Here is a 14444-nt window from a genome sequence, read left to right as displayed (position 1 = left end):
GTGCGCCCGAACCACCCCCGAGCGCCCCTCAGTCGTCGAACGCCTCCGCCAGCCGCTCCGCCAGATTCCGGGCCCTGTCCTGCATTTCCTCGCTGTCCGGCACCGCCGTCGTGGTCGCCGGCTGCTCCTCGTACTCCACCGTCACGAGCACGTTCGACGTGCGGAACACCACAGTCACGGTCCGCTGCCCACTCGTTCCGAGCGCGTCGTCGAGGAACGCCTCGTCCCCGAGACCGTCGAGCGTGCGCGGCTGGAGGGAGGCGGGGGTCCCGGTGGCGGAGGGGGTGGAGGATCCGGCGGCCCCGGATGAATCGGACGAACCAGATGAACCCGATGAATTGGATGCATCGGAGGCGTTCGAGGAATCGGGAGAAGGGGACGTCGAGCGGGAAGCGGAGGCCGAGGGGTCCGCCGACGGGTCATCGGTGCCGTTCCCCGTCGTCGCCGTGCCCTCGCCGTCCCCCTCCGGGACGGTCGGCGTCGGTTCCGGCAGATCGGCCGCCTCCACCCTTCCGCCGTAGACCTCCTGCGCCTTGCTGTCGTCGCTGACCGCGTTGTCGTACGACACGACGCGCTCGAAGTCGACGAAGAGATAGTGGGTGGCGTCCGTGGACTCCACCTTCCAGCGGCAGCCGGCCTTGCGGTCCGTGTCGTACGTCTGCGTCGCCTCGCCCTCGTACGCCTGCTCGCGCTGGGCAGCGCCGGGGAGTTGCTCGATGCCGGGGAGGAGGGTGTCGAGGGTGCTCTGGTCGATCGAGCCGCAGGGTTCGGGGAGCGTGTCGTAGCGGCCGGGCTGGGCGACGGTGGCCGAGGTGGTGGCCTCGCCCGGGCGGGGGTCGTCGGTGGAACCGTCGTCGCTCGATCCCGTGCACGCGGCCAGCAGGGCCGCGAGGAGCACGGCGACGCCGGGTACGTACGCCTTCCGCTGCACGGTCGGGCTCCTCTCGACGGGGTCCCTCGGGACGCCTGCGCAGTCCTGCCTGTGGTTATTCACTTGCCGTCCGGGGGTGACCCCCGGGCACCATGTGTATCGCACGCACTGCTGTGAACGCCGGTCCGGCATCCCTTTCGTTGACCTTGGCGACGGTTTTGCGTTCTGCGACTTTGATCTGTTTTCCGGGGGAATGAGGGCGATATGTCGTACGTCGAGATACCGGGTGCGCAGGTACCCATCCGCCTGTGGACCGACCCCGCGTCGGTGGAGGAGGGGGCCCTCCAGCAGCTCCGCAACGTCGCCACCCTCCCCTGGATCAAGGGCCTCGCCGTCATGCCGGACGTGCATTACGGCAAGGGCGCGACGGTCGGGTCCGTCATCGCGATGCGGGGGGCCGTGTGTCCCGCGGCGGTGGGGGTGGACATCGGGTGCGGGATGTCGGCGGTGAAGACGTCACTGACGGCCAACGACCTTCCCGGCGACCTGTCCCGACTGCGGTCGAAGATCGAGCAGGCGATCCCGGTGGGCCGGGGGATGCACGACGACCCCGTCGATCCGGGCGACCTGCACGGCTTCGCCGCCGGGGGGTGGGACGGGTTCTGGGGGCGGTTCGACGGGGTTGCCGACGCGGTGAAGTTCCGGCGGGATCGGGCGGCTCTGCAGATGGGGACGCTTGGAGCGGGAAATCATCACCTTGAAGTCTCATTCGATACTGAGGGTGTTGTCTGGCTCACCCTCCACTCCGGATCTCGGAACATCGGCAAGGAACTGGCCGAGCATCACATCGGTGTGGCCCAGACGCTTCCGCACAATCAGGGCCTGGTCGACCGTGACCTTGCTGTCTTCGTCTCGGACACTCAGCAGATGGCGGCTTACCGCCACGACCTCTACTGGGCTCAGGAGTACGCGAAGTACAACCGCTCGGTCATGATGGCGCTCCTCAAGGACGTGATCCGCAAGGAATTCAAGAAGGCCAGGCCGACCTTCGAGATGGAGGTCAGCTGCCACCACAACTATGTGGCTGAGGAACGATACGAGGGCATGGACCTGCTCGTGACCCGCAAAGGCGCAATCAGGGCGGGGGACGGTGACCTGGGGATCATTCCGGGCTCCATGGGGACGGCCACGTACATTGTCAAGGGCCTCGGTAACGAGAAGGCGTTCAACTCGGCCTCGCACGGCGCCGGTCGGCGCATGAGCCGCAACGCAGCCAAGCGTCGCTTCTCCACGAAAGACCTGGAGGAGCAGACGCGAGGCGTCGAGTGCCGTAAGGACTCGGGTGTCGTTGACGAGATACCTGGTGCTTACAAGCCGATCGAGCAGGTCATCGACCAGCAGCGCGACCTCGTGCAGGTCGTGGCGAAGCTGAAGCAGGTCGTGTGTGTGAAGGGTTGAACTACGCGAGGGGCCCGAGCCATCGTTGGCTCGGGCCCCTCGGCTCACTGTTCGCTGGCCGGTAGCGGAACTTGACCGGTACGCAGGCGCCAGAGGCGCAGACTACAGCTCTGGGTGGTCCTACCGAGTCTCTCGCCTGCTGCCTTCGGGCTGCTCAGTTCCAGCAGGATCCGGTCTTCATGCCGACTCCAGGGGCGTTTCGTGTAGGCCGCCCTCATGCCCACAGGGCGTTCCCAGGACGCGAGTGAGTCGGCGACGTTGTGTTTGCGCTGCAGGGCCAGGCAGCCAGGGTAGTAGAGGTGGGCGGCCAGTCGCTGGGCCAACTCCATGGTGTATAGGACGTTGTAGATGCTGTCCCGAATGTTGCGCTTGAGGGTTCGTTCGGCGCCTGTGATCTCTTTCGCGTACTGGCACAGGTACGTGCCGATGGCCGTGCTGGCCGTGGTGAGAGAGATGAAGGGGAAACCCTTGGCTGTATATCCGACCGAGCCGTCGGCGTCGATCACGCCTCGAAGGTAGTCGAGACGCGAGAACGCGCCGCGAGGCGGGGACACCGTCGTCGACTTGCGGCCATAGGGCAGGCCGAGGTCGTTGAGACGGGTTCTGGCTTCGAGGGAGCACAAGCTCCACGTGACTGAACTGTGGGTTTCGGCGAAGTTCGTGGAACGTACCCGCTCGGTGATACTGCTGTAGTACGGCGTCAGCTTCTGGAACCGCCGTAGGAGTTCGACGTCTTGAGCGGTGATTTCGACTGTGAGACGCCCCTTCTGGCCCAGTCCCTTGGCCAGATGCCCGTCCATCTGCAAGAAGCCGAACATGTACGCGTACGCGGGGACCGTGAGGTCCATGAACTCCGTAGCGTTAGGCTCGCATTCAGCCACAGGGAAGCTCCACTTCCGTGCTGGTCAGGCCCTCGGCCCGGGATGCCGCCCGGCCGAGGGCCGTCGTGTTGATGTTGTGGCGCGAGCCTAGGTCGGGAGTTCGGGCGGCGGGTGAGTGATCGAGAGGGTTCACCCTTGTGAGTTATGGCCGTGCGAAGCTACTGGCATGGTGATCGCCCGCTCCGCCGCCCTCTTCGTGCTTGCCGCGTTGTTCGAGATCGGTGGGGCCTGGCTGGTGTGGCAGGGGGTGCGGGAGCACCGGGGGTGGGTGTGGATCGGGGCCGGGGTCGTGGCGCTGGGGGCGTACGGGTTCGTGGCGACGTTCCAGCCGGACGCGCACTTCGGGCGGATCCTCGCCGCGTACGGGGGGATCTTCGTGGCCGGGTCGATCGCCTGGGGGATGGTCGCGGACGGCTACCGGCCCGACCGCTGGGACGTGACGGGCGCGCTGATCTGCCTCGCGGGCATGGCCGTGATCATGTACGCGCCGCGCGGGGGGTGACGGCGGCTGTCACTCAGGAGGGCTGTCGCCTACGACGGCTGTCGCCTACGACGGCTGTCGCCTACGACGGCTGTCGCCTACGACGGCTGTGTCAATTCCTCCGGTAGCAGGCCGAGTTGGTTCATAAATTCCAGCTGGTCGAAGTAGAGCCGGTAGCTGGTGATCTGGCCGTCCCGGACCGTGGCGAAGTCCACGCCGCGCATCCTGATGTCCTTGTGGGTGGCGGGGATGGACGTTCCGTCGGGGAACGCCAGCGGGCCGCTGTTGGTGCCGCTGAAGATGCCCTCGTCGATGGCGGTGTCGCCGACCTCGAAGGAGGAGAGCGACTCGTACCTGGCCCCGGGCATGGCGTCCGTCATCTGCTGCCAGTAGTCGGCGATGGCGTCCCGCCCGTGGAGTTCTCCGCCGTCCGGGGTGTGGGCGACCGCGTCCTCCGCGAAGAGGTTCGCGACGGTCTTGGGGTCCTGGTGTGTGGTGAGCGCCTCGGTGAGCTGGTCCATCAGCTCGCGCGCCTGTCCCATGATCCACCTCCTGTACCGGGGATCACCTCTGTCATTGTCCCACCGCCCGCCTATCCTGGCCGGGCAGAGACCGACGTTCGATTCGTACCGCCCCAGGAGCAGCTCATGGCCACCGCCGTACCGTCCGCCGCCTCCCGCATCGCCGTCGTCACCGGTGCGAGCAGCGGGATCGGCGCCGCCACGGCCCGGCAGCTGGCCGCGGCCGGGTACCGGGTCGTGCTGACCGCGCGGCGCAAGGATCGGATCGAGGCGCTCGCCGAGGAGATCGGCAAGGCGGGCGGAGAGGCCATGGCCTACGCCCTGGACGTCACGGACCGGGCGGCGGTGGACGAGTTCGCGACCGCGTTCAAGAAGATCGGTGTGCTGGTCAACAACGCGGGCGGCGCGCTCGGCGCCGACCCGGTGGCGACCGGCGACCCGGCCGACTGGCGCACCATGTACGAGACGAACGTCATCGGCACGCTGAATGTCACCCAGGCCCTGCTGCCCGCGCTGACCGCGAGCGGTGACGGCACGGTGGTCGTGGTGTCGTCGACGGCCGGGCACGGGACGTACGAGGGCGGCGCGGGCTATGTCGCCGCCAAGCACGGCGCGCACGTCCTCGCGGAGACGCTGCGGCTGGAGATCGTCGGGACGCCGGTGCGAGTGATCGAGATCGCGCCCGGCATGGTGAAGACGGACGAGTTCGCGCTGACCCGCTTCGGCGGCGACGCGGCGAAGGCGGCGAGCGTCTACGAGGGCGTCGCGGAGCCCCTGACCGCCGACGACGTCGCCGACACGATCACCTGGGCGGTCACCCGGCCCAGCCATGTGAACGTCGACCTCCTCGTCCTGCGCCCCCGCGCCCAGGCCTCCAACACCAAGGTCCACCGGAAGTCGTGATGGCGGCCGAGGGCGCTCCGGCTCCCGACGAGGACCTGACACCCGAGAGGCGTCGCCTCGCCGAGGAGAAGAAGAACGAGCGGTATGTGTGGTGGTACCTCGCGTACTTCCTCTTCGGTATCCACCTCGTGGCGTTCGTGATGATCTACGCGGTCATGCACGCGAAGTAGCCGCCCCGACCCGCAGGTCGACCTCGCCGGGCCCCTCGTCGACCGCGTCCGCACGGGGTAGAGGCAGGCATCGAGGCCGGGGCTTGGGCCTGAGCGGTGGGGAACGCCTCCGGCGGGTGTACGCGGCGGCGCCGGTCCAGTGCGGCGTGGGGTGGGCCCGGGCAAAGGGGCGGAAGACCGTCCGGGCGGACCTGGATGCCCGGGACCCGGATGTCCGCGGACCTGGATGCCCGCGGACCTGGATGCCCGCGGACCCGGATCCCGCGGACCCGACCCCTGCCCTGCACCTTCCGCGGTGGACCCCTCAGGAATAGGGAGAGCGGCGCCCTCGTTCATGGGTATAGTTGAATCGTAAACAACCTGGAGAGGGTGGCAGCCATGATGCAGTTCGGGATCTTCAGCGTCGGTGATGTGACGCCGGACCCCACCACGGGCCGGACGCCGACCGAGCGCGAGCGCATCAAGGCGATGGTCGAGATCGCGCTGAAGGCGGAGGAGGTCGGCCTCGACGTCTTCGCCACCGGTGAGCACCACAACCCGCCGTTCGTGCCGTCGTCGCCGACCACGATGCTCGGCTATGTCGCCGCGCGCACCGAGAAGCTGATCCTCTCCACCTCCACGACCCTCATCACCACCAACGACCCGGTGAAGATCGCCGAGGACTTCGCGATGCTCCAGCACCTGGCCGACGGGCGGGTGGACCTGATGATGGGGCGCGGGAACACCGGTCCGGTCTACCCGTGGTTCGGGCAGGACATCCGGCAGGGCATCAACCTCGCCATCGAGAACTACGCGCTGCTGCGCCGGCTGTGGCGCGAGGACGTCGTCACCTGGGAGGGCAAGTTCCGCACGCCGCTGCAGGGCTTCACCTCCACGCCGCGCCCGCTGGACGGCGTACCGCCGTTCGTCTGGCACGGCTCCATCCGCTCGCCCGAGATCGCCGAGCAGGCCGCGTACTACGGCGACGGCTTCTTCCACAACAACATCTTCTGGCCGGCCGACCACACCAAGCGCATGGTCGAGCTGTACCGGCAGCGCTACGCCCACTACGGGCACGGCACGCCCGAACAGGCGATCGTCGGCCTCGGCGGTCACATCTTCATGCGGAAGAACTCGCAGGACGCGGTACGGGAGTTCCGGCCGTACTTCGACGTCGCGCCGGTCTACGGCAACGGGCCCTCCCTGGAGGACTTCGCCGACCAGACGCCGCTCACCGTCGGCTCGCCGCAGCAGGTGATCGAGAAGACGCTGGCGTTCCGCGAGTACGCCGGGGACTACCAGCGGCAGCTGTTCCTCCTCGACCACGCGGGGCTGCCCCTGAAGACCGTCCTCGAACAGCTCGACATGCTCGGCGAGGAGGTCGTGCCGGTGCTGCGCGAGGAGTTCGCGAAGGGGCGCCCGGCGGACGTGCCGGACGCGCCGACCCACGGGTCGCTGCTGGCGGCGGAGCAGAAGGACGCCGAGCAGAAGGACGCGGAGAAGAAGGACGCGGAGAAGAAGGAGAGTGTGTCGTGAAGCTCGTCGTCGTCTCGGCGGGGCTGAGTGTGCCCTCGTCCACGCGGCTGTTGGGCGACCGGCTCGCCGCCGCCGTGGTCGCCCAGGACGCCTCGGTCGAGGTGCAGGTGGTCGAACTGCGGGACCTCGCGGTGGAGATCGCGCACAACTTCACGAACGGGTTCCCGGGCCGGCGGCTCGCCGCCGCGTCGGACGCGGTGGCGGGGGCCGACGGGCTCGTGGTGGTGACTCCGGTGTTCTCCGCGTCGTACAGCGGGTTGTTCAAGTCCTTCTTCGACGTGCTGGACCGGGACGCGCTGGCCGGGAAGCCGGTGCTGATCGCCGCGACCGGCGGGTCGGCTCGGCACTCGCTGGTGCTGGAGCACGCGATGCGGCCGCTGTTCGCGTATCTGCGGGCCGTCGTGGTGCCCACGGGGGTGTACGCCGCGTCGGAGGACTGGGGCGCGGAGGGGCTGGCCGGGCGGATCGAGCGGGCGGCGTCCGAGCTGGCCGGGTTGATGGCCGGGCTGTCCCGGCGGGTGGCGCCGCCGTTCGAGTCCGCGCCCGAGTCCGGGACAGAGACCGAGGGGTTCGTTGTCGTGCCCTTCGAGGAGCAGTTGGCGGCCCTTCGGGGCTGAGCTGCGCCGTGGGGGTGCGGTGGGATTCAGGCCGCGCGGTGTGTGTGGTTGCTCGCGCGGTTCCCCGCGCCCCTGAAAGACCCGGTGACTTTTGTCCAAGCGCGCACCCGGCGGCGCAGCCAGCCCCTCGCCCTCGTCGATTCCCGTTCCCACGTGCGCCGGAGCCTCGTTTCGCGTAGTTCTGCGAAGAGGTGTTCGTACTTGGTGACGGCTGGGCCCGGGTCGTAGCGGTGGGCGCTCTCGAGGGCGGCTCGGCCCATGGCGCGGCGCAGCGAGGGGTCCGCGGTGAGGTCCAGCAGGGCATCCGCCAGGGCGTGCGGGTCGTCGACCGGGACGAGGCGGCCGTCGACGCCGTCGGTGATGATCTCGGCGGGGCCCAGCGGGCAGTCGGTGCTGACGACGGGGACCCCGCAGCGCATGGCCTCGACGAGGGTCATGCCGAAGGACTCGGCGTCGGAGGCGCTGACGACGATGGAGGCCCGCGCGAACTCCTCCTCGATGGGGGTGTGCGGGCCCATCAGATGCGCCCGGTCGGTGAGGCAGAGGTCCTGGACGAGGGCCTCCAGGCGCCCCTGCTGCTTGCCGCCGCCGTAGATGCGCAGCTGCCAGTCGGGTTCCTTCGTGGCGACCTTCGCGAACGCCTCCAGAAGCAGATCGAAGCGTTTGCCCCGGGCGAGGCGGCCGGCGGCCGCGATCACGGGGGCCGAGCAGTCCGACGGGGCGACCCCGGCCTCCGGGACGATGTTGGGCACCGACATCACCCGTACGCCCGGCAGTTTCATCCGTGCGCGGTACACCGCCGCGTCGGCGGCCGTCGTCGTGACGACCGCGTCCAGCGTGCGGTAGTGGCGGGCGAGGGCCTTGCGGAGCTGCTTGGAGTGGGCGTCGTGGCGCAGGTGTTCCTGGGCGATGCGCAGGGCGCGGCGGGGCGCGAAGCGGGAGACGTAGACGTTGATGCCGGGGCGGGTGCCGATGACGACGTGCGCGCCGCAGCGGGCCAGATAGGAGCGGACCCGGAGGTCGGTGAGACGGCTGTACTGACGGTGCCGCTTGTCCTCGGCCGGGAAGTCCGTCGCGGGCTGCGCCTGGGCCGGATCGCGCAGGTCGGGGCTGTACGGGCGGATGTCCACCAGGGGGACGAGCCGGACCCTCGGGTCGACCGCGAAGCGGGGCTCGTCCAGGTGGCGGGCCATCGAGGCGATCTCGACGTCGTGGTGGTCCGCGAGCGCCGACGCCAGGTTCAGCGTCGTACGGACGGTGCCGCCGATGGCGTACGCGTTGTGCAGCAGGAACACGATCTTCATGCGGCGGCTCAAGGCCCTACCTTCCCGACGGGATGAGCGATGTGGTGACGCAGTTATACGGAGGTGGAGTTGTTGTCCGGCGATGTGCGTGGTGGTGATGGTTTGGCTGGTTCGGACCCTTTGTACTCCATCTGCTCACTCTGCCCGGGTTCCCGTGCGGACAGGTGTCACACGGACACGCTGCGCCGGAGGAGTAAGCCCGACGCGCGGTCGGGGTGAGAGGCCGGTAAGAAGGGCGGTCCGGCGCTTCCGACGAGGTGGTGGGCGCCCGTGACCTTGGCAGACTGGTGGGGTGCCCCAGAACGTGCTGCTCGCCGAGGACGACCGTGCCATCCGCCATGCCCTGGAACGCGCGCTGACCCTGGAGGGGTACGAGGTCACGGCGGTCGCCGACGGCGTCGAGGCGCTCGCCCAGGCCCACCGCAACCGGCCCGACGTGCTCGTGCTCGACGTGATGATGCCCGGCATAGACGGCCTCCAGGTCTGCCGGGTGCTGCGCGCGGAGGGAGACAGGACGCCGATCCTGATGCTCACCGCGCTCGTGGAGACCGCCGACCGGATCGCCGGCCTCGACGCCGGAGCGGACGACTACGTCGTCAAACCGTTCGACGTGGAAGAGGTGTTCGCGCGGCTGCGGGCGCTGCTGCGGCGGACGGGCGGTTCGGACGGGTTCGCGGCTCCGTCCCAGCCGCCGGCAGCCGCGTCCTCGGCCGGCTCCGCGTCACCGGACACCGGCGGGCTCCTCACGGCCGCCGGGCTGCGCATGGACGTGCAGGCGCGGCGGGCGTGGCGCGGGGCACGGGAACTGGAGCTGACCCGAACCGAGTTCGACCTGCTCGAACTACTCGTCCGCAACGCCGGCATCGTCCTCGACCACGCGACCATCTACGACCGGATCTGGGGCTACGACTTCGGCCCCGGCTCCAAGAACCTCGCCGTCTACGTCGGTTATCTGCGCCGCAAGCTCGACGAGCCCGGGGCGCCGGCGCTGATCCACACCGTGCGTGGTGTGGGGTACGCGCTGCGGGAAGACTGAGGGCGGCGCGCGATGCCGCCGCCCCGTGGCGTCCGGTCCCTGCCCCGGCTGCTCTCGCGACTGAAGCCGGTGCCCTCGCTGCGGGCCACGTTCACCGTGTCGTTCGTGGCGGTGGCGTGTGTCGTCACCGTCCTCGTCGGGATCCTCAGCTACAGCGCGGCGGCACGGCTGGTGCGGGTCGACGAGCAGACCGTCTTCGCCGAAGTCGTCCGTGATCTGCGGGAGTTGGTGGAGCAGGATCCGCTGACGCCGGAGGACTTCGCGCCGAGCGACAGCGGCGGCCCGCGCGACGACCTGATCCGCTCCGGCCGTACGGACGTCCAGGTGCTCGGCCCGAACGGGGAGATCCTCGACGAGGGCGCCCCCGGCCTGCCCGTGCGCGACGCCGACCGCCGTACGGCCGACGCGGTCCTCGCGGGGGTGACGGTCGAGCACGGCGAGGTCGAGGTCGGCAACGACCGCTACCGGGTGGTGACCGTCGCGCTCGGCGGTGGCCGGGGCGCGGTGCAGGTCGCGCAGGAGTTCAGCGACACGGAGGATCTGCTGCGGGAGCTGCAGCAGCGGACCCTGCTGTTCGTCTCCGGTGTCGTCATCTCGTCCGGATTGTTCGGCTGGTGGCTGGCGCGGCGGCAGACCCGGCGGCTGGTGCAGCTGGCGGGGGCGGCGGAGGACGTGGCCCGGACCGGGCATCTGGGTATCCAGGTGCCGGTCGCGGGCCGGGACGAGGTGGGGCGGCTCGGCCGTTCGTTCGACCGCATGCTGGTCCGGCTGGCCCAGTCGGAGGAGGACCAGCGACGTCTGGTGCAGGACGCGGGCCATGAGCTGCGCACCCCGCTCACCTCCCTCCGGACGAACATCTCCCTGCTCCGGCGCATCGACGAGCTGCCGCCCCGGATGCGGGCGGAGCTGGTCGACGACCTCTCCCAGGAGGCCCTCGAACTGACCGACCTGGTCAACGAGTTGGTCGACCTCGCGGCCGGGCAGTCGAGCACCGAGCCGGTGCAGCGGGTGCAGTTGGCCGACCTCGCGGAGGACGTCGCCGGGACCGCGCGGCGGCGCACCGGGCGCGAGGTCGTCGTCCGGGTGGCCGGGGACACGACCGTCGAGGGGCGGGCCGGGGCGCTCCAGCGGGCGGTCTCCAACCTGGTGGAGAACGCGGCCAAGTTCGACCGCGGCGGCACGGGGGCGATCGAGGTCGTGGTCGCCCGTGGGTCGGCGGGGGCCCTCGGCGAGGTGGGCGGACTGGGCGAGCTGGGAGACCGCGGCGACCTCGGCGGACTCGCCGGTCCGGGCGAACCAGGCGACGACTCCGACGTCGTCCGTGTCGAGGTCCTCGACCGGGGCCCCGGCGTCCCCGACTGCGACCTCGAACGCATCTTCGACCGCTTTTATCGGGCCCCCGACGCCCGCAGCCTGCCCGGTTCGGGCCTCGGCCTCTCGATCGTCCGAGCCGTGGCATCCGCACACGGCGGCGCCCCGTTCGCGTTCCGCCGGGAGGGCGGGGGGTTGGTGACCGGGTTCACGGTGCGGGGGGCCGCCGGCGGCGAGGGGGATTGACGGGGTGGCCGGGTGACGAGGAGTCGCCGGGTGACCGGGCAACGGCCGGGTGAGTGGCACGGTCGGATGAGGGGCACGGTCGGATGAGGGGGCGGCTGGGCAGGGTGGCGATCGGCCTGTCGGTCCGGTGTGCTCATCGGGCAGCGGTACTCCGGCCTCTACTGCTTCCAGCCGCGCCCCCCGCACGGGCCCGGCGAGAACTCGGTCAACACCCGCGACAGGCTGCTGCTCTCCGGCGCCACGAGCCGCGCCGCCGGACGCAACGGCCTCTCCCTGTGGGCGAACCCCGGGTGAACCTGCTCGAACCCGACGTCGCGGTACCACCGGAGTCGGCCACGGCCGAACGGTACGTGACGGTGTGCGGGGGCGCGGCGGTGCGGGCGCCTCAGGCGGCCGGGTGGGTCGCTCCCGCGCTCCAGCGGCCGAGTACCGGCTCGGTGAGGGTGCGGGCCGTCCAGCACAGGGTCTGGCCGTGGCGTGCGAAGAGTTCGTCGCGGTCGTCGAAGTGGCCGAGGTCGGCGACGACCCGGGCGGAGAGGTCGCAGGCGGTGCCGGGTCCGGTGCCGGCCTCGGCGCCGCAGGCGTCCCACCGGACGCCCGTACGGGCCACCGCGTCGAAGAGGGTCTCGCCGCCGCTGTTGGCGAAGCCGACGCCGCTGTCGGCGGGAGCGGGAGCGGGAGCGGTGGCGGCGGAGGCGTCGAAGAGTTCGCCGATGGGGACCCAGGCGCCGCTGATCCTGAACTCCGGCCAGGCCAGCAGGACCTGCTCCGGCACGAACGGCTTCAGCCGCGGGAAACGCGGATACCAGAAGGTCCCGTCCACCAGCAGCCCGCGCACCCGCGTCCGAACCCGGACGGCCCGCGCGACCGCCTCCAGCGCCGCCATCCGCTGACTGCACGAGCCCCGCCCGAGCCGCAGCGTCCGCGACACCCGCCGACCGTCCTCCACCGAGTACACCGGGCGTACGTCCCGGGCGATGATCCGGTGCGCGGTCCGCAGCGCGTCACGCGGTGTCGCCTCGCTCAGCACCCGGCGCGCGACCGCTCCGACCCGCGGATCGTCGTGGTCCAGGATCTCCGTGGCCCGCGTGGAGCCGATCACGTCCGCGGGCTCCCGCACCGTCACCGCGGCCCGTTTCGCCTGCGCGTCGTAGGACATGAGCAACCGACTGGTCATGACAGTTCCGTCCCCGTACCCGTTGTGTTCGCGCCCCCGGGGGAGCGCCGCCCGTCCCCTGCGGGCGCCCTCGCGCCCATCATCACACGCGCCGCCGACCGGCTCGCGAACCACTCAGGGTGAGGGTCGGGCCGGGGATCCCGGACCCTCGACGACGCGCTTTCGTAGTACTTCCACCGTCCCCATTGCGGCGGTGTGAACGTGCCGACTACGGTCATTCCTGCGCTCACGGAGAGTGCTCGAACAATCACTCATATGTACTGTCAGTTGAAAGCGCACCCCGGGCCGTCGACACCCGAGGAGGAGCCGCAGACGCGGTAGGGACGCGAGCAATCCCTTCTCGTCACAATGGAGTTGATCACCCATGACCGAAACTGCCCGCAGTCTCCGCGCCCCGATCCCCAGCGCCACCCCTTGGCTCTCGCCGGCGGCGACGACGTACACCCTGTTCTGTCCGCCCCTCGACACCTCCCCGCTCATCGCCCGCGACTTCGTCGCCACCGTCCTGCGCGCCCTCGGCCTCGACACCCTCGTCGACGCGGCCGCCCTGTGCACGTCCGAGCTGGTCACGAACGCCTGTGTGCACGCCAAAGGTGGAGGATCGGTTCTCTGGCTGGCGGTGGAGACCTGGCGCGTCAGAGTGATCGTCTTCGACGGCGACGAGAACCCGCCGGTCATGAGGGAGTTGACCCCGGATGGCTGGGAGGAGGGCGGGCGCGGCCTCTACCTCGTGGACGCCCTCACCGAAGGCCACTGGGGCACCGCCGCCGCCCTCCCGAACGGCGGCAACCTCGTCCATCCCGACGGCAAGGCGGTCTGGTTCGACCTGGCGGCGCCGGGCTAGGGGTGCCTCGGCCGGCGGCCGCAAACCGTTTGGGCCCGGGGGCTCCCGCGTATGACATGGCGGGGGACAGAGGTTCGAACGAGACGAGCGGGACGGTGGGTTCATGCGGAGCAGGGCCGGGTTTGTCGCGGATGTGTACGGACTCGGGGGCGGGGCCTGGGAGATGGCACCCGTCGCGCGGGGGGCCTTGGGGCAGATCTGGCGGCTCTCGGCCGGGGGCGGTGCGGCCTGGGCGGTCAAGGAGTTGCTGTTCGGGTGCGACGAGGAGCAGGTGGCGCGGGAGGCCGCGTTACGGAACGCGGCGGAGGGGCTGGGCATCGCGGCGCCCCGGTTCCTCCCGGACCGGGACGGGGCGTACGTGACACGGCTCCCGGAGTCGATGGGCGGGTCGTACGTGAAGCTCTACGACTGGGTCGACGGGAGCGAGGCGGATCCCGGCGATCCGGAGAACCTCACCTGGTGCGGGCGGACACTGGCGCTGCTGCACCGGGCCGGCGAGGGGACGAAGGAGACGCCGGACGACTGGTACGAGCGGTGCCCCGGGGAAGAGGACTGGGCCGAGCTGTGCGAGGAGGCCCGGCGGGCCGGGGTGCCGTGGGCGGACGCGTTGGAACGGTTCGCGGCCACGGAGGCGGTGCGACTGGCGCGGCACGTCACCCCGTCCGGAGGCGAGGACACCGTGACCTCCCACCTCGACATGCGGCCGCAGAACGTGCTGGTGGGCCCGTCCGGTCCCGCTCTGCTCGACTGGGACAACGCCGGACCCGTCTCGGCGGCACGTGAACTCGCCCGTGCCGCTTACGTGTGGGCCGGTGGCAACGACTTCCGCGCCGACTCCGCCCGGCGGCTGGTGCGCGGCTACCTGGACGCCGGAGGGCCCGCGCTCGTCGAGGGGGTGGAGTCCTTCTCCCTGCTCTTCGCGACGGATCTGAACTATCTGCGGGTGCAGGCCGAATCCGCGATCGATCCACACCTGACCCCGGCACAGCGGGAGTTCGCGAGCGGACAGGTCGTCGGCCTGCTGGGGAACCTGCCGGACCCGGCCGCCACCTCCCGACTGGCGCGGGCCCTCGCTCCCGAGTGGTGAGATCCCGAGAGCCGTAAGGGGG

Annotated in this window: 16 protein-coding genes; 11 read left to right on the top strand and 5 right to left on the bottom strand. The window is 70.5% G+C overall.

Going from position 1 to position 14444, the window contains the following annotated elements; genetic code table 11:
* Nucleotides 1-28 precede the first annotated feature (28 nt).
* Nucleotides 29-931: a DUF3558 domain-containing protein gene (locus K1J60_RS18290; RefSeq protein WP_220647136.1), complete on the bottom strand. Its 903-nt coding sequence runs from the start codon at nucleotides 929-931 to the stop codon at nucleotides 29-31.
* Between the two features lie 204 nt (nucleotides 932-1135).
* Between K1J60_RS18290 and K1J60_RS18285 the strand changes: the two genes are divergently transcribed.
* Complete coding sequence (locus tag K1J60_RS18285) at nucleotides 1136-2329, top strand: RtcB family protein (RefSeq protein WP_220647135.1); 1194 nt, start codon at nucleotides 1136-1138, stop codon at nucleotides 2327-2329.
* Between the two features lie 44 nt (nucleotides 2330-2373).
* On the opposite strand, the gene K1J60_RS18280 is transcribed toward K1J60_RS18285, so the two are convergent.
* Nucleotides 2374-3177 carry an LAGLIDADG family homing endonuclease gene (locus K1J60_RS18280; RefSeq protein WP_220647134.1) on the bottom strand — a complete coding sequence of 268 codons (804 nt, stop codon included), beginning with the start codon at nucleotides 3175-3177 and terminating at the stop codon, nucleotides 2374-2376.
* Nucleotides 3178-3376: 199 nt separating this feature from the next.
* On the opposite strand from K1J60_RS18280, the gene K1J60_RS18275 reads away from it, so the two are divergent.
* Nucleotides 3377-3712, top strand: a complete 336-nt coding sequence (locus K1J60_RS18275) for a YnfA family protein (protein ID WP_220647133.1) — start codon at nucleotides 3377-3379, stop codon at nucleotides 3710-3712.
* A gap of 77 nt (nucleotides 3713-3789) precedes the next feature.
* Here K1J60_RS18275 and K1J60_RS18270 read toward each other — a convergent pair whose 3' ends face one another.
* A complete protein-coding gene (locus tag K1J60_RS18270; RefSeq protein WP_220647132.1) occupies nucleotides 3790-4233 on the bottom strand; it encodes an ester cyclase in 444 nt (147 codons plus the stop codon).
* A 105-nt stretch (nucleotides 4234-4338) separates the two neighbouring features.
* On the opposite strand from K1J60_RS18270, the gene K1J60_RS18265 reads away from it, so the two are divergent.
* The 4 genes from K1J60_RS18265 to K1J60_RS18250 all read left to right on the top strand — a co-directional run bounded on the left by K1J60_RS18265 (nucleotide 4339) and on the right by K1J60_RS18250 (nucleotide 7417).
* On the top strand, nucleotides 4339-5115 hold the full coding sequence (locus tag K1J60_RS18265) for an SDR family NAD(P)-dependent oxidoreductase (protein WP_220647131.1): 777 nt from the start codon (nucleotides 4339-4341) through the stop codon (nucleotides 5113-5115).
* Nucleotides 5115-5285, top strand: coding sequence for a hypothetical protein (locus tag K1J60_RS18260; protein WP_220647130.1), 171 nt, complete (start codon nucleotides 5115-5117; stop codon nucleotides 5283-5285). Before K1J60_RS18265 ends, K1J60_RS18260 begins: the two co-directional genes overlap by 1 nt.
* 381 nt (nucleotides 5286-5666) lie before the next feature.
* Nucleotides 5667-6800 carry an LLM class flavin-dependent oxidoreductase gene (locus K1J60_RS18255; RefSeq protein WP_220651532.1) on the top strand — a complete coding sequence of 378 codons (1134 nt, stop codon included), beginning with the start codon at nucleotides 5667-5669 and terminating at the stop codon, nucleotides 6798-6800.
* The gene (locus K1J60_RS18250) at nucleotides 6797-7417 is read left to right on the top strand and encodes an FMN reductase (protein ID WP_220647129.1); all 621 of its coding nucleotides are present in this window, start codon (nucleotides 6797-6799) and stop codon (nucleotides 7415-7417) included. The genes K1J60_RS18255 and K1J60_RS18250 overlap by 4 nt, the downstream gene beginning before the upstream one ends.
* 26 nt (nucleotides 7418-7443) lie before the next feature.
* Here the strand turns inward: K1J60_RS18250 and K1J60_RS18245 are convergent, their stop codons facing one another.
* The gene (locus K1J60_RS18245; protein WP_220651531.1) at nucleotides 7444-8721 is read right to left on the bottom strand and encodes a glycosyltransferase family 4 protein; all 1278 of its coding nucleotides are present in this window, start codon (nucleotides 8719-8721) and stop codon (nucleotides 7444-7446) included.
* Between the two features lie 292 nt (nucleotides 8722-9013).
* Between K1J60_RS18245 and K1J60_RS18240 the strand changes: the two genes are divergently transcribed.
* The 3 genes from K1J60_RS18240 (at nucleotide 9014) to K1J60_RS46885 (ending at nucleotide 11608) form a co-directional block, all read left to right on the top strand.
* Nucleotides 9014-9757, top strand: coding sequence for a response regulator transcription factor (locus K1J60_RS18240; RefSeq protein WP_220647128.1), 744 nt, complete (start codon nucleotides 9014-9016; stop codon nucleotides 9755-9757).
* A gap of 12 nt (nucleotides 9758-9769) precedes the next feature.
* Nucleotides 9770-11314: a HAMP domain-containing sensor histidine kinase gene (locus K1J60_RS18235; protein ID WP_220647127.1), complete on the top strand. Its 1545-nt coding sequence runs from the start codon at nucleotides 9770-9772 to the stop codon at nucleotides 11312-11314.
* A gap of 129 nt (nucleotides 11315-11443) precedes the next feature.
* Complete coding sequence (locus K1J60_RS46885) at nucleotides 11444-11608, top strand: potassium-transporting ATPase subunit C (protein WP_317619715.1); 165 nt, start codon at nucleotides 11444-11446, stop codon at nucleotides 11606-11608.
* A gap of 91 nt (nucleotides 11609-11699) precedes the next feature.
* On the opposite strand, the gene K1J60_RS18225 is transcribed toward K1J60_RS46885, so the two are convergent.
* Nucleotides 11700-12491, bottom strand: coding sequence for a transglutaminase domain-containing protein (locus tag K1J60_RS18225; protein WP_220647126.1), 792 nt, complete (start codon nucleotides 12489-12491; stop codon nucleotides 11700-11702).
* A gap of 364 nt (nucleotides 12492-12855) precedes the next feature.
* Between K1J60_RS18225 and K1J60_RS18220 the strand changes: the two genes are divergently transcribed.
* Complete coding sequence (locus K1J60_RS18220; RefSeq protein ID WP_220647125.1) at nucleotides 12856-13335, top strand: ATP-binding protein; 480 nt, start codon at nucleotides 12856-12858, stop codon at nucleotides 13333-13335.
* 103 nt (nucleotides 13336-13438) lie between these two features.
* Nucleotides 13439-14422 (top strand): phosphotransferase enzyme family protein, encoded by a 984-nt coding sequence (locus K1J60_RS18215; protein ID WP_220647124.1) that lies wholly within the window; start codon nucleotides 13439-13441, stop codon nucleotides 14420-14422.
* The last annotated feature ends 22 nt before the right edge of the window (nucleotides 14423-14444 follow it).

The organism is Streptomyces akebiae (assembly GCF_019599145.1).
Lineage (GTDB): Bacteria > Actinomycetota > Actinomycetes > Streptomycetales > Streptomycetaceae > Streptomyces > Streptomyces akebiae.
The sequence above is the reverse complement of the archived record's forward strand: the minus strand, read 5'-3'. Positions and strand labels throughout refer to the sequence as shown.

What these genes read in the sequence shown, in the direction of transcription:
- K1J60_RS18275 (WP_220647133.1), top strand. Translation starts at nt 3,377, where the DNA reads ATGGTGATCGCCCGCTCCGCCGCCCTCTTCGTGCTTGCCGCGTTGTTC.
- K1J60_RS18255 (WP_220651532.1), top strand. Translation starts at nt 5,667, where the DNA reads ATGCAGTTCGGGATCTTCAGCGTCGGTGATGTGACGCCGGACCCCACC.
- K1J60_RS18245 (WP_220651531.1), bottom strand. Translation starts at nt 8,721, where the DNA reads ATGAAGATCGTGTTCCTGCTGCACAACGCGTACGCCATCGGCGGCACC.
- K1J60_RS18215 (WP_220647124.1), top strand. Translation starts at nt 13,439, where the DNA reads ATGCGGAGCAGGGCCGGGTTTGTCGCGGATGTGTACGGACTCGGGGGC.
- K1J60_RS18225 (WP_220647126.1), bottom strand. Translation starts at nt 12,491, where the DNA reads ATGACCAGTCGGTTGCTCATGTCCTACGACGCGCAGGCGAAACGGGCC.
- K1J60_RS18260 (WP_220647130.1), top strand. Translation starts at nt 5,115, where the DNA reads ATGGCGGCCGAGGGCGCTCCGGCTCCCGACGAGGACCTGACACCCGAG.
- K1J60_RS18235 (WP_220647127.1), top strand. Translation starts at nt 9,770, where the DNA reads ATGCCGCCGCCCCGTGGCGTCCGGTCCCTGCCCCGGCTGCTCTCGCGA.
- K1J60_RS18220 (WP_220647125.1), top strand. Translation starts at nt 12,856, where the DNA reads ATGACCGAAACTGCCCGCAGTCTCCGCGCCCCGATCCCCAGCGCCACC.
- K1J60_RS18270 (WP_220647132.1), bottom strand. Translation starts at nt 4,233, where the DNA reads ATGGGACAGGCGCGCGAGCTGATGGACCAGCTCACCGAGGCGCTCACC.
- K1J60_RS18285 (WP_220647135.1), top strand. Translation starts at nt 1,136, where the DNA reads ATGTCGTACGTCGAGATACCGGGTGCGCAGGTACCCATCCGCCTGTGG.
- K1J60_RS18280 (WP_220647134.1), bottom strand. Translation starts at nt 3,177, where the DNA reads ATGGACCTCACGGTCCCCGCGTACGCGTACATGTTCGGCTTCTTGCAG.
- K1J60_RS18265 (WP_220647131.1), top strand. Translation starts at nt 4,339, where the DNA reads ATGGCCACCGCCGTACCGTCCGCCGCCTCCCGCATCGCCGTCGTCACC.